General features: G+C 45.7%; 17 protein-coding genes. 10 read left to right on the top strand and 7 right to left on the bottom strand.

The window, feature by feature from the left end:
* Positions 1-2 precede the first annotated feature (2 nt).
* Positions 3-605, top strand: a complete 603-nt coding sequence (locus QT973_RS13975) for an ATP-binding protein (protein ID WP_333055321.1) — start codon at positions 3-5, stop codon at positions 603-605.
* Between the two features lie 290 nt (positions 606-895).
* Entirely contained in the window at positions 896-1,564 is a 669-nt protein-coding gene (locus tag QT973_RS13970) for a response regulator transcription factor (protein ID WP_333055369.1), read from the top strand.
* 20 nt (positions 1,565-1,584) lie between these two features.
* Here QT973_RS13970 and QT973_RS13965 read toward each other — a convergent pair whose 3' ends face one another.
* Complete coding sequence (locus QT973_RS13965) at positions 1,585-1,989, bottom strand: gamma-glutamylcyclotransferase (protein WP_333055320.1); 405 nt, start codon at positions 1,987-1,989, stop codon at positions 1,585-1,587.
* 120 nt (positions 1,990-2,109) lie between these two features.
* Here QT973_RS13965 and QT973_RS13960 point away from each other — a divergent pair, with 120 nt between their 5' ends.
* A complete protein-coding gene (locus QT973_RS13960) occupies positions 2,110-2,709 on the top strand; it encodes a glyoxalase-like domain protein (protein ID WP_333055319.1) in 600 nt (199 codons plus the stop codon).
* 158 nt (positions 2,710-2,867) lie between these two features.
* Here the strand turns inward: QT973_RS13960 and QT973_RS13955 are convergent, their stop codons facing one another.
* The 6 genes from QT973_RS13955 to QT973_RS13930 all read right to left on the bottom strand — a co-directional run bounded on the left by QT973_RS13955 (position 2,868) and on the right by QT973_RS13930 (position 12,748).
* Positions 2,868-4,145 (bottom strand): bifunctional sterol desaturase/short chain dehydrogenase, encoded by a 1,278-nt coding sequence (locus QT973_RS13955; protein WP_333391545.1) that lies wholly within the window; start codon positions 4,143-4,145, stop codon positions 2,868-2,870.
* A gap of 73 nt (positions 4,146-4,218) precedes the next feature.
* Complete coding sequence (locus QT973_RS13950) at positions 4,219-4,842, bottom strand: restriction endonuclease subunit R (RefSeq protein ID WP_333274541.1); 624 nt, start codon at positions 4,840-4,842, stop codon at positions 4,219-4,221.
* A 425-nt stretch (positions 4,843-5,267) separates the two neighbouring features.
* On the bottom strand, positions 5,268-6,911 hold the full coding sequence (locus QT973_RS13945) for a family 10 glycosylhydrolase (protein WP_333313642.1): 1,644 nt from the start codon (positions 6,909-6,911) through the stop codon (positions 5,268-5,270).
* A gap of 358 nt (positions 6,912-7,269) precedes the next feature.
* Positions 7,270-7,668, bottom strand: a complete 399-nt coding sequence (gene psb27, locus QT973_RS13940; protein ID WP_333055314.1) for a photosystem II protein Psb27 — start codon at positions 7,666-7,668, stop codon at positions 7,270-7,272.
* Between the two features lie 585 nt (positions 7,669-8,253).
* Positions 8,254-9,486 (bottom strand): AAA family ATPase, encoded by a 1,233-nt coding sequence (locus tag QT973_RS13935; RefSeq protein ID WP_333055313.1) that lies wholly within the window; start codon positions 9,484-9,486, stop codon positions 8,254-8,256.
* A 439-nt stretch (positions 9,487-9,925) separates the two neighbouring features.
* Positions 9,926-12,748 carry a cation-transporting P-type ATPase gene (locus tag QT973_RS13930; protein WP_333055312.1) on the bottom strand — a complete coding sequence of 941 codons (2,823 nt, stop codon included), beginning with the start codon at positions 12,746-12,748 and terminating at the stop codon, positions 9,926-9,928.
* A gap of 1,280 nt (positions 12,749-14,028) precedes the next feature.
* Between QT973_RS13930 and QT973_RS13925 the strand changes: the two genes are divergently transcribed.
* The 7 genes from QT973_RS13925 (at position 14,029) to QT973_RS13895 (ending at position 21,008) form a co-directional block, all read left to right on the top strand.
* Positions 14,029-14,547 (top strand): phycocyanin subunit beta, encoded by a 519-nt coding sequence (locus QT973_RS13925; RefSeq protein WP_332948147.1) that lies wholly within the window; start codon positions 14,029-14,031, stop codon positions 14,545-14,547.
* Between the two features lie 102 nt (positions 14,548-14,649).
* Positions 14,650-15,138, top strand: coding sequence for a phycocyanin subunit alpha (gene cpcA, locus QT973_RS13920; RefSeq protein WP_006631256.1), 489 nt, complete (start codon positions 14,650-14,652; stop codon positions 15,136-15,138).
* Positions 15,139-15,286: 148 nt separating this feature from the next.
* A complete protein-coding gene (locus QT973_RS13915; RefSeq protein ID WP_333209623.1) occupies positions 15,287-16,102 on the top strand; it encodes a phycobilisome linker polypeptide in 816 nt (271 codons plus the stop codon).
* Positions 16,103-16,295: 193 nt separating this feature from the next.
* On the top strand, positions 16,296-17,165 hold the full coding sequence (locus tag QT973_RS13910) for a phycobilisome linker polypeptide (protein WP_333209621.1): 870 nt from the start codon (positions 16,296-16,298) through the stop codon (positions 17,163-17,165).
* 172 nt (positions 17,166-17,337) lie between these two features.
* Complete coding sequence (locus QT973_RS13905; protein WP_333055307.1) at positions 17,338-17,610, top strand: phycobilisome linker polypeptide; 273 nt, start codon at positions 17,338-17,340, stop codon at positions 17,608-17,610.
* Positions 17,611-17,847: 237 nt separating this feature from the next.
* Complete coding sequence (locus QT973_RS13900; RefSeq protein WP_333157467.1) at positions 17,848-18,687, top strand: HEAT repeat domain-containing protein; 840 nt, start codon at positions 17,848-17,850, stop codon at positions 18,685-18,687.
* A 425-nt stretch (positions 18,688-19,112) separates the two neighbouring features.
* Positions 19,113-21,008 (top strand): hypothetical protein, encoded by a 1,896-nt coding sequence (locus QT973_RS13895; RefSeq protein ID WP_333391542.1) that lies wholly within the window; start codon positions 19,113-19,115, stop codon positions 21,006-21,008.
* The last annotated feature ends 130 nt before the right edge of the window (positions 21,009-21,138 follow it).

Raw genomic sequence — 21,138 nt, 5'->3', positions numbered from 1 at the left:
AAATGATGACAAAGGATAGCACCATGATAGATAACATAGATGAAATTCCGTCAGGTGGGATAGGTATAAAAATTATTGGCAAAATTGCCGATGAGCTAAGTTATACCCGCACTTCTGACGGCAGAAACTGTCTGTTCATTGTAAAATATTATCAGCAGCCTGGTATAGTATCATCCCAAGACAGTATTCAAGATGGTTTTTTTAAGCGGGCGATAGATGTTTTAACCAGCTTTAATTTTTGGTTTCAAAAGCAACGACTTCCGCAATCAGAGCCAAGTTCTAACCAGCAAGTTAAAAAAAATAGCCTTCACATAAATACTGATATCAAGGCTGTTGCTCAAGTTTTATCGTGGGTTGATACAGTTTTTTTAGATCCTCTACCAATCATTCCCCTAGTCGTTTTGCATCAGTGTAAACTTGCTGTGATTGAAGGGTTTACGAATGCTGTTCGCCACGCTCACAAAAATCTGCCATTAGAAACTCGGATAGAGATTGAAATAAGGGTATTTAACGAACACCTAGAAGTAAAAATTTGGGATTGGGGAGAGCCTTTTGACTTCCAAGCGAAGTTGAAAGAAGAATTGCCAGAAAAAAGTCTGTATTAGTTGGAACGACCTGGGATTTTCGCTTCACTAAAGCTGTTCTTTAATAGCCCGGTTGAAATTGACAAAAGAAAGAAACTTTTTGGTGATGACTACTGATACTACTCCCAAGATTCTCGTTGTGGATGATGACCGAAAGCATCCAGGATACAAGCCCCCGGATTCATCAGTCCAGAAATAAAAAACCTGTATTCGATGAAACTTGCCGAACGTATTTATCTCGCGCAAGTCAATGCTTCAATGCTTCAATTCTAAAATCTAAAATCTAAAATCTAAAATCGAGTGACTCATCCATCCGCACTCTAGTTCATCGCTTTTTAAATCAGAAATATCAAGTAGATTCGGCAGCAGATGGCGAGACGGCTTTAACATTGTTTGAGAAATTAAAGCCACTGCTAGTCGTTCTTGATTGGAATTTGCCGGATACTACAGGCTATCACCTCTGCCAGGAAATGCAGCGCCGTACTAATGTTTTTGTGATTATGCTAAGCAGCCGCACAGACGAAGGTGATAAAATTAAAGTCCTGTCTGCAGGTGCTGATGACTATATCTGCAAACCCTTTGGTTTGGCGGAGTTGGCAATTCGTATAGAAGTTGTGTTGAGACGGATGAGGCCTGTCACTTCATCACGTATTGTATTCGATCAGTTCGCGATCGATTCAGCGCGTCGGGAAGCAACACTCAACGATCGCACTATCAAGTTAACAGCCTTGGAATTTAATATTTTGTATTTTTTGGCTAGTCATTCCAATCAATCTTGGAGTCGCCAACAGCTAATCGAAAAAATCTGGGGGTGGAACTGCAACGACACAGGAGAAGAGAACGTTGTTAGCGTACATATCGGTCAGATTCGCAAGAAAATGATTCAAGTTGATGCTAATGCGTCGCAGTTTATTAAAACAATTCGGGGTTACGGTTACAGGTTCGAGCCGCCGAATCGCACTGCAAGGGCTATTTCCTAAGCTCATCGGCATTAACCACTTTATTTGGTGAAAAACCGATTTTCCCACCTGCCGTGGGGCAGCCAGATGCCTCCTAGGGAACGGACGCGATCGGGTAACATGAAGTAAGCCCAAGCCGTGCCTAAAGGTTTGAGGTGTCGATCGAAGATTTCAATTTCCTGCCGTTGATATTCGTTTTGTGTCGGTTCCCGCAGCGGATGATAGTCTTCCAATCGGTCTAAATCGTCCAAAATAGCCGAATTTGCGAAACAGAGGAGAAAACCGCAGACTGTGCCATCTCCGGCCATCATCGCAGGATAGCCGATCGGCAGCGCAAAAAGTTGACCGCGGGCGATCGCGGGGTAAGCATTCACAACTTTTCCTTCGCAGTAGCGGAGGTAGTTGCACTCCCCCGGTTTGAGAGTGCCGTAGACAAAGACTTTCATCGGGTAGGGCCTAACCGCTAGTTTTTGCTAACATAGATGGCTAAGCTAATAGTTTAAGTCTCGCGGGCGATCGCGACTGCAATCTTGATAAATTTCGTTGTTTACCCTTTCTTATAATTCATGACTCTAGCAGTTAGTTTTATTGCTTTTGGACTTGGGCCTTTGTACTTGAGCTCTTTTTTGCCGTCCCTGCCCCTTGACAGCTTGTTTTCGACTCAAGGGATTATGGTGATGCTGCTGGCGGCCTATGCGGGGGCGATGTGGATGTTTCTCACCAGTGCTCCGAAGGTACACACGGTGATGGTATCGGATCTCGGACAAGCGAGGGAGTTCTATGAAGGTATGCTAAACCTGCCCGTAGCAGAAGTGCCACTGCACTACTACTACAATTACGAGCAAACTTTGGGCACAACAGGTATTGATCCGCTGTATTTGTCGCCGAATGTCGGGAGGGCAACGACCTCTCAAACGCTGGGGAGTCCCGATGGTTTGTGGTATCAGTTGATGAAAAATACCCAACTGCACATTATTAGCGGGGCCGGTGCAGGGGAAAAAAATCGTCCGCGTCACGTTTGTTTCGATCGCGATTGTTTGGATCAGCTATTGATGAGGGTACAAACTCGCGGCATTAGTTATAAAATTCGCCGGGAAAAGCCGCTGAATTTTTTGGTCAAGGATTACGATGGCCGCGTGATTGAAATGGCTGAGGTTAGTAATTAAATAAGACTCAGCGGTTAAAAGCTATCCTACACAAACTTTGGTCACGGCAGAGAGCGACTAAAGAATAAAAGGGGTATTAAAGCCGAATTTGGTATTACATCCCAAGTTAGAACCAAGTTAGAAACCCGGTTTATCTAAAAAACCGGGTTTCTTTTTTGTCAATTAATCTTAGATTCAACGCTAGATTTTTCCGATGTCGCCACTGCTTTAATCTCTGAAATCGCTTTCCGGCTGAAAATTTGGAAGTAGAGGGAAACAAAAAACTCTTTGACTGGAAAAATGATAAAAGTCAAAGGATTAATTGTCACGATGATATTGCGGGCATCAGCTTTAGCTTGTTTGACAACTTGCTGCGCTACCCAATCTGGAGACATAATGCCGATCGGGTTTAAGTTGCTTTTAAACGGCCCTAAAATTAGTTTGCGAACGATGCAGGGTGCGTCTAGCCGGCGCAGGGTGACTAAATCTCCGAGGGCGCGCTTGCTGAGTTCGTACAGGGGACTGACAGCGGGAATTACTTCGGCTTCTGAAGTGTTGATCCAGACTTCTTTGCAAGCAATGTTTTCGTTAGTGCGGACTGTTAAGAAAAAGAGTTCCATCAGCCGCCACGCGGAAAAAGTGTTAATTTCGTAGGAGTTGGCGATCGCCTCTCCTGTTCTTTCTCCCTGTACGTTAATCCCGTGATTGATGACGAGAATATCGATTTTTTCTAACAATAGGGCTAAGTCTGCCTCTTGGCCAGCTTGCCAAGTTACGGTTTTTACAGGTAAATTTTCGCCGTCTAAATTGAAAGTAATTTCCTCATTTCCAGAGGAGAGGGCGATCACTTTTGCACCAGCTTTGTGCAGGTGTTTGAGTAGCAAACGTCCTAAAGTTCCCGATGCACCGGTGACGGCTACAGTTTTGCCTTTGAGAGAAAGTGCTGTACCCATAAGTTTATCTATTAAGGTGAAAGTACCGCAATAGTAAGCATTTTGATTGTCGAAATGATGCCGCCAGTGATAAGGTTTATTAACTAACCACTTGCCAGGGGGAGTCAGGAAGTCTCCCGGTTGGTGGGTGATGTCTGTTAATTCGTCTGCGCCTTTGATGCCGCACCCGCGGGCGATCGCGCTCAACAAAAAGCCTAAAGTATAAATACAACCGGCTGCTGCACCCCAGTGGTATTCCGGCAGCCCAAAATAAGCTACAACCCACAGCAACAAGCCCAAAACCATCATCGCCGCACCTTCGGGCACGTCGTGACGCCAGTGTGCTTGCTTGTAAATTGTCTCGCTGACGGGGGTCAAATTCGGGCGGAAAACGCGGTGATGCCAAGTGTGCAGCTTTTGCAGGGGTGCCCAATAATGGGACACGACGTGATAAAAGTCTCGTATTATTTCTGCCCAGCAGACAGAAGCTATTGCCACAGCGCCGACTATCCAGTAATTTACCATGCTCACATTAGTTTGAAATTTGAGATATTAGAGATTGTCTGTTTTGAAAGATAACTCAAAATGGCTTTTATTGCTAGTCTGGAAGTTGACTCAGGCGTTTTAAAATCTGCAAAACGCGGTACAATTCATTGCCGGGATTGGAAATAACAAATTCAGCCGATCGCGCATACTGGGGAGTTTCGCCTCTAACTAACTTGACAAAATTGAAGTTAGCACCTGTGGAAATAATTCCAAAAGTAGGATTTTCTGGGTTCGGATATGCCAGCATATATGTCAGGAGTTGTGCGATTGCTTCGTCTGTTGAAAACGAAAGTTGTTTGGATTCTATTACTGTCACCCACAAGTTTGCTTTCATAATTAAAATATCTATTCTGCCTTCGATGATTCTGCCTTCGTCTTCCTCTTGAATTGCGATCGACTTTTCGGCTTTGACTTGAAAAGGAGACTCATACAGACCGGCAATAAACAAAATGGGGCTGATGATTGTTAGCTTGACTGCATTTTCCAATACAGGCGGGTTGTCTACCAAGTTGAAGTATATGTCTTGGACGCGATCGAGCAATTGTTTTTCTGAGTCGGTTACTTCGGGTAAGTTTTCTTGCCATTCTCGGAAAAATTCGCTGTTGCGAACTCGCTGTAAACCGAAGTTATCGATTAGATAGCGGAGGTTGATATCTCTTGCTTGTACTTTTTGCATTATGATTAAGCAAGGCTTTTATGGTTATTAATAAGTTTAGCAGAATTTGGATTTTTAACCGCAGATGAACGCAAATGAACGCAGATGAAATTCTGAGTAAGTTAATTTGGCCCAGATGTCTGTTCATTGGGATTTGCGATCGGCAATTCGCTGTTTTTGTCCCGCTTGCATTTCCAGCAATTTTTGAACAATCTCATTATGCCTGATTGTTCAGCTAGCTTAAAAGTTGGGTAAATTATTTTTTTTGCAAAAGGTCGATCGCACTCAATCAATACTGAGGCAAAAACCGGGTTTTTTTAGGCAAATCAATCGTGGTTCGCAGCCGATTCCGATAGAAAAACCCGGTTTATTGATCCAAAATCTACGCTTTTAGGCTCCGCAACCATAAAACAAGATGATGACACCCTTTTCGTCCAGGAATATATCTACAATCGGCAAGTTTGCCGCGCCCTTTCATCCTCCGGTTCTTGCCACCCAAAAGCAAAATGACTTACCGCATTAATTTGCGGAGTCGCCGAGCGAATTGCCGCCATTTGAATCTCCAAAGACGGTCGATTTTTGAGAGGTTTTCCCCAATCTCCAGCAATGGCAGGAATGATTTTTGCTCCCGGAGGCGCTAAACTTACAGTCCGCTGCACTTGTGGGACAATGCAGCTTACATCCCCGCAATTTCCGTAAGACATGGCGTGGAATTCTACGGCAGCCGGAAAGCTGTCCCAAGGCTGCAATCTCGAATCATATCCCCCTTGATTTATCGCTTGATTTGCAGTAGGAAAAAACACTGCTCCTACAGGAATTCCCATCCTTTGAGCTGGCTGAATAGCTAGTCCAAAAAAATCTAAAATCCCTTGAACGGCGTGAGCAACACTCAGTTTCCACAGGTCTTTTTGCAGAGTGCCGGTATCGGGAAGCCGCGGTGTCGGTTTTGGTGTGGGAGTTGCAGGGTTTGGCTTGTTAGGGGCGGGATTTGTTGAGGCCGATCTTGATGCGGCATTCTGGCTTCTAGAAGGTGGAGTTGCTACTGACATCGCCTGCGGAATTCGACCCTGCCAAAGAGGTTCTCGCTCAGTTGGATACTGTTTGACTACTGCTTGAACGTCAGTAGTATTGATAAATCCTTTAGTCAAATATCGCTGAATTAAATCTCGCCCTTGCTGATTGCTAGCCCGCTGCAAAAGAACTTGCTGCGATGCTGGGCCGTAAATCCACAAGTCTTGAACTTTGGTAGCAACTGAAGCGGGCCCGATGCCCCTTAGATAGCGAATGTAGTCGAATAACATTCCTTGGGGCTTGCGCTTGACTATTTGATTTACTAACAAAGTATAGTCTTGCCGTGCTTGTGGGTTGTACGGATCGATAAAGGCTTGATTGCCCGGAACTTCTCCGAAGTCCTGGTTAATTGCTGCGTCTTCGCTTACTATTAAACTTGTCTGATTTTTACCGTTGATAGCGAGGGTTTGCTGTCTGTCTGGACGCTGAGCATAGCTATAGCCAAAGTTCATGGTAAATAACCAGGCGTAAACTTTTAAACCTCGTTGTTTGCCTTTGGCGATCGCCCTTTCTAACAAGTCGTATTTCTCGTAACCGCGATTTCTCACAACAGAAGGCCAAGCCGTAGGATTGTCTGCAACTGGGAGAAGCACTTGACCATCGTAAAACACTTCGACATAGACTTGGTTGTAGCCTTTATTCACAACTTTGTCTAATACTCGATCGAGTTCTCCGGGTCTGACATCGCAGGGATACAAACGCAGCCAAACTGCTTGGGTTTCGGGCCAAGTTTTTTTACGGCATTCTGCTATTTCCCGCGCGTGTTTGTTCAAAACAGCAAAATATGCTTGCTGAGATTCCCGTTTTCCCGACAGGGCGGCGCGGCGCAAGTCTTCTTTTTGATTTACCTGTTCTGGGGATAATTGGCAATAGGCTGATGTTTGGGCAAAAGCTGGTTGATTTCCGATAAACGGCCACACAAGTTGGCTGATGATGCTACTGGTTAAAACAGCAGTTACCGCACTTAAAAAGCGTCGCTGGTGTTGAAAATTCGCGATGCGAGTTGGTGCAATTTTCATGGGAGAGTTGAATGGGGTTTCTGGTTTAAATTGGGTGGCAATCGCATTTTTGCGATCGCGCTCCACAAGCAGCTACAAATTTTCTACTTTTTTCTGTTGACCTAGTTATGGCACAAGTCGATCGCACAGTGCAAATTCTATCTGGCGGCTATTTAAATTCAATAAGGGCGATCGGGTAAGACAAGACTCCGCGATTAAACGGTTTTGCAGTATTTTTTCCCTAACTGCTGCATAAAAAAGCGCCTGAATACAGTGGGCGCTAAAAGCAGTTGATATTTCTACTAAAAATTGTTAACACTCAAATATCAAGGATGAAAGATGAATTAGTGAAATTTATCCTTGATCCTAAATTTTGAGATTAAGCTCCTCTGTTAAGAGCAGCTTCTACTTGCTGAAATTCTGACTCAAGACGCTTTTTCAATTTTTCAGGAACGGGACGGTTTGGATAGGAACTGTAATGTCCGGCCAAAGAGTTTAATGCCGTCCGCATTGTCGTGAAAGAGGCCAGCTTGGTAAGAGCGGGATCGCGGCGGTATTCAGCAAAAAAATCGTTGATACTCGTGCGAGCCTTGGCTTGAGCGGCTGCTTTTTCCGGCGTGCCCTCTGGCAAAGTGAGCGCTGTTCTCAAGCTGTTCACTAATGCTAATGTGTCTTGGCCATAATCTCCACTCAGAGTGGCGGGAACATTGGTACAGCCCGCTACGCCGATGACAACAACTAATACCAGGGCTAACAGACGGGAAATGTAATGCTTCATAAAAAATTCGGTAAGTGGGAAACTCAGTCACGAAGAGTGCTGAGAGGGAAACGACTCGGCGGTTGAAACCGGCGTGAATCTTTCCATTACCGCCTTGGGATTGCTAGATTCGGTGTACTTTTGTAGTGTACTTTCGATGGGACAATTACCATCTCAAACTTCGCAACCCTGTACGCATAATGTTCGCTCTTTTATGAGCCTCCCTTTCGGGGTAATGTTAGCTTCGACAAAGTTAACGGCCGGTACTATATCTAGGACACTGATTTAACCCAATAAGTCTGTTTAATCCTAAATTTCTAGAGCAAGGAACTAGCTTCGCATCCCTTGGTAGGTCTTTAAACTCTTACCGTTAACGTAGTACGCGAGGTACTTAGTCTGGTCAACTGTGGTTTAAGTCTTAGGCTAGAAGCCCAGTGTCTTTAGACCTGGGTCGTTGACAAGGTTTACAAAAATGGAAGCGAAAGCGGTAATCAAAATTAACCTTTATCCTATCTCGAATTGAGGTAATAATGCCACTTTCTACTTTTTTTTGTTCTCATACCATGAAACAGAAAATTTGTCAATCTAAAATCTAAAATCTAAAATCTAAAATCGATTGATTTGTCCGGCAACGACGGAGAGAATTTGGGTTTGTCGCAGCCACTGAGCATCAAAAGCGCCTAGGTGAGTTGTAGTAATCAGAGTTTGAAATCGTTCTTGAATTGTTTCTAAAAGTTGATTTTGGCGACTCAGATCGAGTTCTGCAAGTACGTCGTCGAGCAACAGTAAAGGCGCTTCGCCGACGACTTCTTCAATAAGCTGCAGTTCGGCTAATTTTAATGCTAATACCAGAGTTCGCTGCTGACCTTGGGATGCGTATTGACGAGCTGGGGTATTGTTAATGGTAAATGTAATGTCGTCGCGGTGGGGGCCGACTAAAGTGGTTCCTTGAAACTGTTCTGCGATCGCCCTTTTTTGAATTTTCTCTAAAAATGCTTGCCGCACTCCTTCGAGATTGTCTTTAGCGATAAATTCTGAACTTACTTCAATATTAGCATCGTATTTCACATCTAAAACTTCTGCTGAACCGCTAATTGAACGGTGCCAATTTCGAGCTAAAGGCATCAAACGCTCCAAAATTCGATCGCGCCTGCGGATAACGCGAGCGCCCGCTGTCGCCAACTGCGCGTCCCACAAAGCTAATTCTGAACTGGGAATGGGGAATTGGGAATTGGGAATTGGTAAGTCTTCTGTATTTTCTGGTTCGGGACTTTCGGGTGCAATAAATCGCATCTTGTCAAAACTGTCGGAAAATTCCGCTTTCCTGATTTCTTTAGAACGTTTCAACAGAGCGTTTCGCTGGCGCAAAATTTGGTTGTACTGCTGCAAAATGTGAGCGTAAATCGGTTCTAACTGGATGACTAGGCGATCGATCCAATTACGCCTTCCTTCGGGCCCGCCCCGCACTAAGTCCAAATCCAAACAAGAAAATTGCACTACATTTAAGACGCTCAAAAAGTCTAAATGGCGGCGCAGCGGTTCACCGTTGAGCTTCAGTGTCCGACGCGCCCCTGAGCGAAGAGTTAAAGCTAAGTCGATCGCTCCGGTTTGACGTTCGAGTGTAGCATCAATTTGCCCGATCGGCTTTGAGTCGAGTATTAAATCGCGATCGCGCCCTACCCGGTGGCTTTTTAGTGTAGAAAGCAACTCTACCGCTTCTAATAAGTTAGATTTTCCTTGAGCGTTATTTCCTACTAAAATTGTTTTGGGAGCGTCAAACGCTACCTTTTGATCGAAGTAGTTCCGAAACTGCCGTAGGTGCAGCGTTTTCAAATACATAATATTAGTAATTGGTAATCGATAATTGGTAATCGGTAATTGGTAATTGTAATACAGTCATCGTAGGGCGAACATTAAGGGTTGGTAGCCGTGAGCCTTTACGATGGCGATTTTCGCCGAACGTTGCATTCGTAATGACATTATAACGAACTAATAAATGTTTAATTGTGACACAATCTATTTAGTTTTCGTAGCAATGACTTTCGCTGTGAGCCAGGGGTTTCAACCCTGGCGGATCTTCTTGAAAATAAGCTGTTACACATTTAAACCAATAACGATAGAGGTAGGGTGCGTCATCCGCGAACACTGGCGGGATATGGGAAATACTTATGTACGATCCGCACCCTACTATCCTCTTTTAAATGCCCAACAGCTTAGTACCCAATCGAGCGCTCTAGCTAATAATCAAACTTAGCTCACTATCCGTCAGCCGTTAACACTATTTCCTAGATTTGTTGTAAAAGCGCACAAACAGTTTTTCCATTTCAATCCAGACAAACATCAGAGCGCTGAAACCGAAGCAAACTAGCAATTCAAAAGGCGACAAATAGTGAGTGCCGAAAAATGCTCTCAGTGGCGGAACATAAATCAGCATTAATTGCAAAGCAGTAGTAACAATCACAGCTCCCCAAACAAAAATATTAGTCAAGGGATTTAACTCGATAGTTAGCTGAGTGTTAGACCGAATTGCGATCGCGTGACCCATTTGTGCCAAACAAAGAGTTGTAAACACCATTGTTTTCCAAGCATCTGGATTGCCGTGTCCGGGAGAGTGAGTATATCCGTAAGCCCAGGACATCATTGCGATCGTCAAAATTGCAAAAATAATCCCGATCCGAATCATGTAAGAACCCAAACCCCGCGCAAAAATACTTTCTCGCGGACTGAAAGGAGGCCTTTTCATCACGTTCGGTTCCCCCGGTTCCACCGCCAAAGCCAAAGCGGGAACGCCGTCTGTTACTAAGTTCATCCACAAAATTTGCAGCGGCGTCAGCGGCACTCCTCCCAAACCCATTAAAGGTGCGGCCGCAATTGTCAAAACTTCGCCGATGTTGCTGCCCAAAATGTATTTAATAAAGCGGCGAATATTGCTATAAACCACTCGCCCTTCTTCAGCGGCGGCGACAATAGTTGCGAAGTTGTCGTCGAGGAGCACCATATCGCTAGCTTCTTTGCTGACATCGGTGCCGGTAATCCCCATGGCGATGCCGATATCGGCTTGTTTCAAGGCGGGGGCGTCGTTAACGCCGTCGCCGGTCATGGCGACAAATTTGCCCCAACTTTGCAAAGCTTGGACAATCCGCAATTTGTGTTCTGGGGAGACGCGGGCGTAAACGCTAACCTGTTCGACTTGCTGTTTGAGTTCTTCTTGGCTGAGCTTTTCTAATTCTTGACCGGTGAGAACTCGATCGCCCTCTGTTGCAATACCTAAATCGTAGGCGATGGCTTTTGCAGTCAACTGGTGGTCTCCTGTAATCATCACCACCCGAATGCCAGCATTGCGGCACTTAACCACAGCTTCCCGCACTTCCGGCCGCGGGGCGTCCAGCATACTGACGAGTCCCAGCCAAATCATGTCTTGTTCGCTAATTTCCTCAGAACCTTCGGGCGGCAGGCTTTCCCAGAGTTTGTACGCAAACCCGAGGACTCGCAAACCGCCGCTTGCCATGTTGTTGTTTTCGACGAGGATGCGATCGCGCATTTCCTGGGTTAAAGGTTGTACTCGATCGCCGACTATAATGCCTTTGCAGCGCTCCAAAGTCAACTCTGGAGAACCTTTGGTCAGCATCAAATAATTCGACTGCTGTCCTGTTTCTGCGGGAAATCCCGAATGTCCTGATCGGCCGGGCACTTCGCAAATCACGCTCATCCGCTTGCGTTCGGAAGAAAAAGGAAATTCCGCCGTCCGCGGCAGCAATTGAGACTGTTTTTCCTTATAAATGCCTGCTTTTCCCGCTACACAAAGCAGAGCTCCTTCTGTGGGGTCGCCTAAAATCTGCCATTCTTGTTTTTCTTGTTGCAATACTGCGTCGTTGCAAACTGCACAGGCAATTAATAAAGATTCGAGTTCTGGATATTCCTCTAAATTATTAATTTTGGCCGCTGTCAGGCGATCGGTAAAATCTCCGATCGGGGCATAGCCATCCCCTGCGACGGCGACAGTGCAGTCGCCCGTAGACACTAGCTGAACTACCATTTTATTTTGAGTCAGAGTACCTGTTTTGTCAGAACAAATGGTAGTTACCGAACCCAAAGTTTCTACCGCAGGGAGTTTGCGAATCAGGGCGTTTCGCTTCACCATCCGCCTAGTTCCGAGTGCCAGAGTAACTGTCACGACTGCTGCGAGTCCTTCGGGAACCACAGCCACAGCCATGCTTAGAGAAACTTCTAACAACTCTTCAAACCTGCTGGTATCGAACCCGATGCCGCCGTTTTGGAAGGTAATCATGCCGCCGATGACGACAATTGCGACTAAGGTTAGGGCACCGGAGACTAGAACATTTCCTAACTGGCTCATCCGCTGTTGCAGGGGAGTCGGTTCGGTTTCTACTGACTGAAGCATGGTGGCAATTTTGCCCAGTTCAGTTTTCATTCCGGTGTTGGTGACGATCGCCTTTGCTCGTCCCTGAACAACTTCTGTGCCCTGAAAAATCAGGTTGAGTCGATCGCCCAAGGAAGCATCTTCTGGAAGTTCTAGATCGGCTTGCTTGGTTACTGCTAGGGCTTCTCCTGTCAAAGCAGATTCTCTGACTTGCAGATTTGATGTTTCGATCAAGCGTGCGTCTGCTGCTATTTTTACCCCAGCCTCCAACAGCATTACGTCTCCGGGTACGAGTTCCTTGGCGGCTATTTCCGAAGTTTTGCCGTCCCGCAGGACTCTGACTAGGGGGGAAGCGAGGTTTTTGAGGGCTGCGAGGGCTTTTTCAGCACTTTGCTCTTGGAAATAGCCGAGAATGCCGTTGAGTATGACGATCGCAAAAATGGCGATCGCATCTTTGGGAAAAGTATTCGACCTGATGTCCAAAAAACCCGAAATCACGGCCACACCCATCAGCATCAACAACATGATGTTGGTGAACTGATCGACAAAAATCGACCACGGACTGCGGCCTCCTGTTTCTTCGAGTTCGTTGGGGCCGTATTGCTGCAAGCGTTCTGACACCTGTTTGCTGCTCAAGCCAGCGTCTTTGTTGCTGCTTAGCTGCTGGAGAGTTTGGTCAATTGCTACGGTGTGCCAAGAAGAGGGAGAATTTGAAGACATAAATTACGATCGAGCATGGGGGATAAAGGTGGTTGCGGCCGGACAGCTACAGCCGATCCATCTGGCTGATTACAGAGAGAGAGTTTTGAGTTCTGAATAAAAAACTGTTTAACTTGCTACTCGTTTTGGGCGCTTCGATGCCGGGGAAGCAAAAAGCTTTTAACTTCAATGCGTCTGGTGGCTCGATCGCGCCGTTTGTAGACCTACGGCTGTTTTCGTATAGTAAACGAATTCTTGTAAACTCTTAGAAGATAGCGGTAGACATTGGCAGTATGTAATAGGATAGGCTACCGTTTAAAACCAGCGCCGAAGCATCGGACTAAGCGAAAAAGTTTCGTAGTAAGCGTAACGGCTCAGCCCCCAAAAACGTAACGCATTGAATAGCGCTTTCAATATTTTGTTGAAAGCTTTGAGAGATACCTCCCTATTAGGGATCGCTAAAAGCGATGCCCGATCTGCCATACACAGTATATCGAGGCGCAATCCTGGATTTACCGGGTTAAATGTATCTGATAGCACCTATCCACCTTACTACTAAAAATTAGCAATTTCTTCGGCTTTTACCCAATGCCCAACGGCTGAGTTTACTCTTCAAATGGTGATATTTCCGGCAAAAGCTGAGGCTCTGGCGAGGGGCTTCACAATCTTGGGGATTTTTCCCACACCGAATTTTGCAGGCCTCCTGACATTGGGCAGAATTTTTGGTTTTTTCCCTGTTCCCCCAGCCTTCTATTACCAAAACTTTAATTTACTTAACACTTCTTAACAATCCCGCTTTTCCACAGAAAGCTAACAAAGGCGATCGGCCCACGAGAGGGTTCGGGGCGGTTCAACCGCGACTGCTGGGGCGAGGGAAGCAAACTGTGCGTTGGGTTGTGCAACCCCGCATCTATCGCAGGAAGGAGATTAGCCTGCACTTCTCCACCCAGACATTTCCCTTCTTAGAGAGATAACTTTCTGTAATAATTTGTAATAAACAAAGATGGGCGGGCGTTGTATAAAGATTATCAGAGGGTTGAAACGACAGGCCAAAGTTAACAAAAACACTGATTGACAAGGTTTGTCGCATCTCATAAAAGATGTTAAAATTTCTAAGGTTTCTTAAACGTCCGTTACGATGTAACAATAGTGCAGGTAGCGGAAAGGGAAAACTCGATCGGACCAGCAGATTAGCTGGCATCAAATTTCAACCCTTGCAGGCACTCGTAGCCTGAACAAATTTAACTTAACGGTTTTATACCGCAACCAAACTCAATTAACTCAAGTAGGAGAGTTCTTTCATGTTTGACGCATTTACAAAAGTGGTTTCCCAATCTGACGCTCGGGGCGAATTTCTAGCTCAGGGTCAACTAGATGCTCTCAGCAGCATGGTTTCCGACGCCAACAAGCGGATTGATGCAGTAAACCGCATCACCGGCAACGCATCCAGCATCGTAGCCAATGCAGCTCGCACCCTGTTCGCCGAACAGCCACAACTGATCGCTCCTGGTGGCAATGCGTACACCAACCGCCGCATGGCAGCTTGCTTGCGCGATATGGAAATCATCTTGCGCTACGTCACCTATGCAACATTTGCAGGCGACGCCAGCGTTTTGGACGACCGCTGCTTGAACGGTCTGCGTGAAACATACCAAGCTCTGGGAGTTCCCGGTGGCTCAGTTGCAGCCGGTGTGCAAAAAATGAAGGAAGCAGCAATTGCGATCGCTAACGACCCCAACGGTGTTACCCGTGGTGATTGTAGCTCGCTAATGTCTGAAATCGGCAGCTACTTCGACCGCGCAGCTAGTGCAGTCGGCTAAAAATAGCCAAGCGAACCTTTCTTGTAAAGAAGCGAGCATCGCATTTTTGCAAACAATCATTTTTGTACAAAAACAACACAACATTAGGGAGAAACCAGAACAATGAAAACCCCTTTGACTGAAGCAGTAACCGCAGCCGATTCTCAAGGCCGTTTCCTGAGCAGCACTGAACTGCAAGTCGCCTTCGGCCGTTTCCGCCAAGCAGCAGCAGGTTTGGAAGCAGCCAAAGCGTTGACCGCCAACTCTCAGCGTTTGATCGACGGTGCAGCTCAAGCTGTGTACAACAAATTCCCGTACACGCAACAAATGCAAGGCCCGAACTACGCTTCTACCCCAACAGGTAAAGCCAAGTGTTCTCGCGACATCGGCTACTACCTGCGGATGGTAACATACTGCTTAGTTGCAGGTGGCACAGGTCCGATGGACGAGTACCTGATTGCAGGTGTTGACGAAATCAACCGGACATTTGAATTGTCTCCTAGCTGGTACGTTGAAGCTCTCAAGTACATCAAAGGCAACCACGGTCTCAGTGGCGACGCTGCAACTGAAGCGAATTCCTACATCGACTACGCAATCAACGCTCTGAGCTAGATTTGCGTGATGCCCGGGATTGTAAGCTGCTGTTAGCTTAAGTGTTAGCGGTTGTTTACAATTCCGGGCATCTGCGATCCAAGCCTAGTTTTGCAAATACTTTTTTAAGCAGTTTTCAATTTTTACAGCAAAAAAGGAAGAAGCGAAGATGGCGGGACTAGCAGCTGCAGAACGGTTGGGAATAAAAGCATTTGAAGAAGCGGGACGGGTAGAACTGCGCCCCCACTGGACGCAAGAGGATGCGAAAGCAGTAATTCGCGCTGCTTACAGCCAAGTTTTAGGCAACGAGTATTTAATGTCGAGCGAACGACTTACCAGTGCTGAATCTCTGCTGCTGCAAGGGCAGATTTCAGTGAAAGATTTTGTGCGGTCAATTGCACATTCCGAAACCTATCGGAAAAAGTTTTTTTATCCGAACTCGCAAACGCGGTTAATTGAGCTTAATTATAAGCATTTGTTGGGCCGCGCTCCTTACGACGAGTCGGAAATTGCTTTCCACGTTGATTTGTACAATGCAGAAGGCTACGAAGCTGAAATTAATTCTTACATTGACTCCGTTGAGTATGAAGAAAATTTTGGCGAAAGTGTAGTGCCTTACTATCGCGGTTTCGCGACTCAAAGAGGTCAAAAAACCGTCGGTTTTAACCGGATGTTTCAACTGTACCGGGGTTTTGCTTCCAGCGATCGATCGCAAAACCAAACCCAAGCCCGGCTGACTTGGGAAGTAGCGAGAAATATGGCTTCGCCGATATACACGGCCTCCACCGGAAAAGCCCTTGGCGGCACATCCGGCGGTTCTCGCGACCAACTCTACCGAGTCACCGCAATGCAAGGTGCGGGTAATTTTCTGCCCCAAGTGCGGCGGACTACTACCGAATATCTCGTGCCTTACGAGCAACTTTCGAGCCGCTTGCAGCAAATCAACAAACGTGGCGGCAAAGTGGTAAGTATTACCACAGCTTAAAGTTTGTGTATTGACGTTTTTGTGAAACGTCTTTAGCAAATTAGGACTAAGGCTAAAAAATTATTCAATTTTATATGTATAGGTAAGGTGTGCAGTGCACACCCTACTTTGAGGCATATTATCCTTAGTCCTAAAAATTTCAAGTGCAACGAAGCATAAAACTTTTGTCATTAATAATTTAGGAGAAAATCTGGTGGCGATTACAACAGCAGCGTCCAGACTGGGCACATCCGCATTGAGCGATGCGCCGAAGGTAGAATTGCGCCCGAACTACACCAAAGACGACGTTGAAACGGTGATTCGTGCCGTTTACCGTCAGGTGCTCGGCAACGACTATTTAATGAAATCCGAGCGACTTACAAGTTCCGAGTCTTTGCTGCGAGACGGCAGTTTGAGTGTACGAGAATTTGTACGCGCTGTAGCTAAGTCAGAACTGTACAAAACCAAGTTTTTCTACAACAGCTTCCAAACTCGGACGATCGAACTAAACTACAAACACTTGCTCGGTCGCGCTACCTACGACGAATCTGAAGTAATTGAGCACTTAGATTTGTACCAAACAAAAGGCTACGACGCTGATATTGATTCTTACATCGATTCAGTAGAGTATCAAGAAAACTTTGGCGAAAGTATCGTCCCTTACTACCGCGGCTTTAACACCCAGCGCGGTCAAAAAACCGTCGGTTTTACCCGGATGTTCCGGTTGTATCGGGGCTATGCAAACAGCGATACATCTCAGCTAGAAGGCAATATCTCTCGCTTAGCTGTCGAACTCGGCACTAACACCGCTACGGCTGTAGTTGGGCCTTCTGGCGGTAACGAAGGTTGGGCATATCGGCCTTCCGCCAGAAACGTAACTCCCGCCAGCACTTTCGGCGGTGCGGCAGCTTACGGCAAAGAAGGGCGGCTGGTGCGCGTGGAAGTTTCGGGCATTCGCACGGGCGGATATCCCAGCGTGCGCCGCAGCAGCAAGGCTTTCATCGTACCTGTTGAGGAGTTGTCCTCGCAAATGCAGAAATTTCAACGCATGGGCGCGAAAATCGCCAGCATTACTCCAATTTAGTTGTTAGTCATCAGTCATTAGTCATTAGATAATTAGTTTCTGCGTAAGGTGCGAGGTGCACGGAAACCTACATAATTAGGTTCTGCGTAAATTCTGAACTAGAGACTAAGGACTAAGGACTAAGGACTAAGGACTAAGGACTACTGACCAATTACCAATTACCAAGAAGCTTATGTTGGGTCAAATTGTAGCTGGAAAAAGTGGCAATACAGCTTCGGCTAGTCGCTGCTTTCGGTATGAAGTTGTCGGCTTGCGCCAAAGCGATGAAACAGATAATGTGGATTATTCGATTCGATCGAGCGCGAGTACATTTATCACTGTGCCTTACAATCGGATGAATCAAGAAATGCAGCGGATTACTCGCATGGGCGGGAAAATTGTCAGCATTCATCCTTTAAACGCGGGTGCAGAATCATCCCATGAATCATCCCACGATCACCAATAGTTTGGTTGCAGGGGCGATGAAAATCGCTCCGACACAAGCTAGAAGGGGCGATGAAAATCGCTCCTAGACAAACTTTCGTCCACTCCAAGCGGACTAAGAGTTAATGTAACCCGCCCCGGCGGGTTTTGTCTGTTTAGTAGCGATTTTAATCGGCCAGTTTCCCTAACCCTTGCAGGTTTTTTCTGGATAGCAGCCATTTCAAGAGCCGAATAACTAATAACTAATAACTAATAACTAATGACTATGAATTATTACGAATCCGACTCACCGCCGGCGGGTGTAGCTGAGGGCGAGTCTTTAACTGTTGAACAGGCGATCGCAAATTTGCACTCCCAAGATTACAGTCTCCGGTATTATGCTGCTTGGTGGGTGGGCAGATTTCGAGTCAAGGAACCGGCAGCTATTGCAGCTTTAATTGCCGCATTGGAAGAAGAGTCAGAACAAACGAAAATCGGCGACTATTCCCTATTGCGAAATGCGGCGCGGGCCCTGGGTAAATTGGGCGACAAACAAGCCTTACCTGCCCTGATTCGCTGTTTGGAATGCGCCGATTATTACGTGCGGGAAGCGGCGGCTCAAGCTCTAGAAATGCTGGGAGATCGCGATTCTATTGAGCCGCTAATGAAGCTATTGGATGGGGGCGTAGCTGTGGCTGTGCGAGTGCCAGGAAAATCGCACCTCGTGCAACCTTACGACTCGGTAATTGAAGCTTTGGGAACCCTGCAAGCGACAGAAGCAATACCCCTAATTTCACCTTTTTTAGAACATTCTGTGGAGCGGGTGCAGTACGCTGCGGCGCGGGCGATGTATCAGTTAACTGGTGAGCGGGTTTACGGAGAGCGGTTGGTAAGTGCTTTGAATGGGGCTAATTTGCAGTTGAGGCGATCGGCTTTGATGGACTTGGGGGCGATCGGCTATTTGCCGGGAGCGCAAGCTATTTCTGAAACTTTAGCAGAAAATAGCCTGAAATTGATTGCGCTCAAAGGAGTTTTGGAGCATCACCTCAATCAACAAGAATCTCTATCTTTGTCAGATGAGGCTATCCGCGTTATGGATTTAATGGATAGTTTACTTTAAAAAAAATTAGTTCACAACTGAAATAGGATTGCTGTAGCGATTCTCAATTGTCTGCCCTACATTCAGGAGACAGCACATTTCAGGAGACAGCGCCGTGCTGTTGGCCTACCGCATATCTGTATTTCATGGAGTTGAAAACTATTTTATCGGTTTGATCCGGGTGAATCTATGACCGATTATTTGATGGAATGAGGGAGGGGGCTTTAGGTACTAATTATTATAAATTTCAGTGAAAATACTGAGGTTTGTAGCTGTAGTTGGTGAAACCGAACTGTTAAAATAATATTACCATCTGGATGAGTTTTCAGTTAAAAAAGTTTGGGTTTTGACTGCGGGCGATCGCGGAATGCTGGGAGATGGTTGTGTAGCGGCTAGAAGTATAAATCGGGGGATTCACCATGAGCAACGACGCTTTTGAAGTCCAGGTGCAACATTTTGCAGCGCTGAAGTCCAAGTATCAAGCAACAAAATATGAAGATTCATCTCCCTCTAGTCTTCTGTATCTCATTCTGCGAAAAGCTGATTTAGAATTGGAAATTACTAAATTTGAGTGGATTTGGTTACAAGAGCATGAGCTTTTGGAAACAAGAAAAGCTATCGAGCAAGAGCCACAACGTAAGAAGGAAGAACCCAAAAAACTCGATGCTAAATTTTCTCAACTCAAGTCTAAGTTTAAAGTAACCAGAGGGGTACCCATGTCCAGTGCTTTGTATCCTATCCTTTGGAAACTTGAATCAGAAAATCAGCTAACTAACTTAGAAGTTAAATATCTCCAACAAGTACACGGGCTTACTGAAACAGTTGCTATCGTTGAAGATATGGCGCGATTTGCTGCACTAAAGGCTAAGTACCGAGCCACAAAACATCAAGACTCATTGCCTGAAAGTCATCTCTATCAAATTTTGAATAAACTAGAAGCTGAAAAACCGTTAAATGATTCAGAGGTTAAATGGCTGAAGAAACAAGAACTATTTGACACCCTGGGAATTCTTCAAGAAAAAGAAGCTGTAAGAGAAGCTGAGTTTGCCCAACTCAAGGATAAGTACAAAGCTAGTGAATACCCAGAAACATCTGTATCAAGTCCGTTGTATCCCATCCTGAAAAATCTTGAGGCAGATAAGCAGTTGAGCGAGTCAGAACTTAACTGGCTGGAAGAGCATCAACTTAGCGAAACGCTTAGCATTGTTTTGGAGATGGAACAAACACGGCACTTTGCTGAACTGAAAGTTAAGTATAAAGCTACTACTTATGAGGATTCATCCCTCTCTAGCCATCTGTATAAAGTTCTCAAAAAAATTGATTTAGAAAATCCGCTAGGTGAGCCGGATATTAACTTTCTGAAAAAGCGTAAACTAACTGAGACAATTACTCTGGCGCTTGACAAATATGCTGCTAGTCTCAAGTCCAAAATTCAAGCGGGAGAGCAGTTGAGTGAGGCTGATTTGGATTGGGTGAAACAGAATGGACGTGATGATGTAATTACTTTTGCTATTGAAAACTATGTTGCTAGTCTGAAATCCAAAATCCAATCGGGAGAGCATTTAAGTGAGGCTGATATTGATTGGGTGAAACAGAATGGACGTGAGGATGTAATTACTTTTGCCCAAGAAAAGGAATTTGCTGCTCTCAAGGTCAAGTATCGGATTATAGATCGTGATTTCCCTTTCGATCCGTTTTACGCAATCATGGTAAAATTGGAGAAAGAAGAGCGTCTAGATCCTGTGTTAGTTGTTCAGTTAATACAACAGAAACTTTTAGCTAGTCATGGAAGGATTGCTATTGCCTACCACAGGCTTGAAGCGCGTTTCTATGAGGAGGAATATGAGCGCACTGGAAATAAATGGAACTTGCCCAACGCCAGCAGTCATTGGCGCAAGGCAGATGAACCGGAAAGTGCATTGCAGGTGACAGAAAATCTGGACTTCGACCAAATCAAAGAAAATAAGCTCAAGTCCGCTTTGCTAACAACGAGGGGCGGTGCTTTCCGAGATATTGATAAATTAGATGATGCACAAAAGTGCGCGCTCAAAGCTATTGAGTATCAGCCTCAGAGTCATCATCCTTACACTTTGATGGGAGCTATTTGTTTTGAGCGGAGTCAATTTTCAGAGGGTGAGCGTTGGTTTAACGAGGCAATTAAACGCGGTGCTGAATCAGAAGATATAGATTCCGAACTCAAGCAGGTTGTCAAAAATGCTAAGGATGAGAAGCGTCGGGAAGTTGTGGAATATCTGCTGCAAAAAAATCCGCAGCGCTATGCTTGGGCTAAGTCTTATCGGAAGCGCCAAGGCGGTGAGGATGCACAGCGCAAGAATTCCTAGCGCGGGTATCGAGTCGAGTTTTTTGCGGATTCGACTCTTTAACTAAGGATCGCGAATTAAATAACTTACAATTTTAATTGTTATTGTGGGATGGGCGTCCCGCCCGTCCAAAAAGGACGGGCGGGACGCC

The organism is Microcoleus sp. Z1_A1, assembly GCF_036700305.1.
Taxonomy (GTDB): domain Bacteria; phylum Cyanobacteriota; class Cyanobacteriia; order Cyanobacteriales; family Microcoleaceae; genus Microcoleus.
The sequence above is the reverse complement of the archived record's forward strand: the minus strand, read 5'-3'. Positions and strand labels throughout refer to the sequence as shown.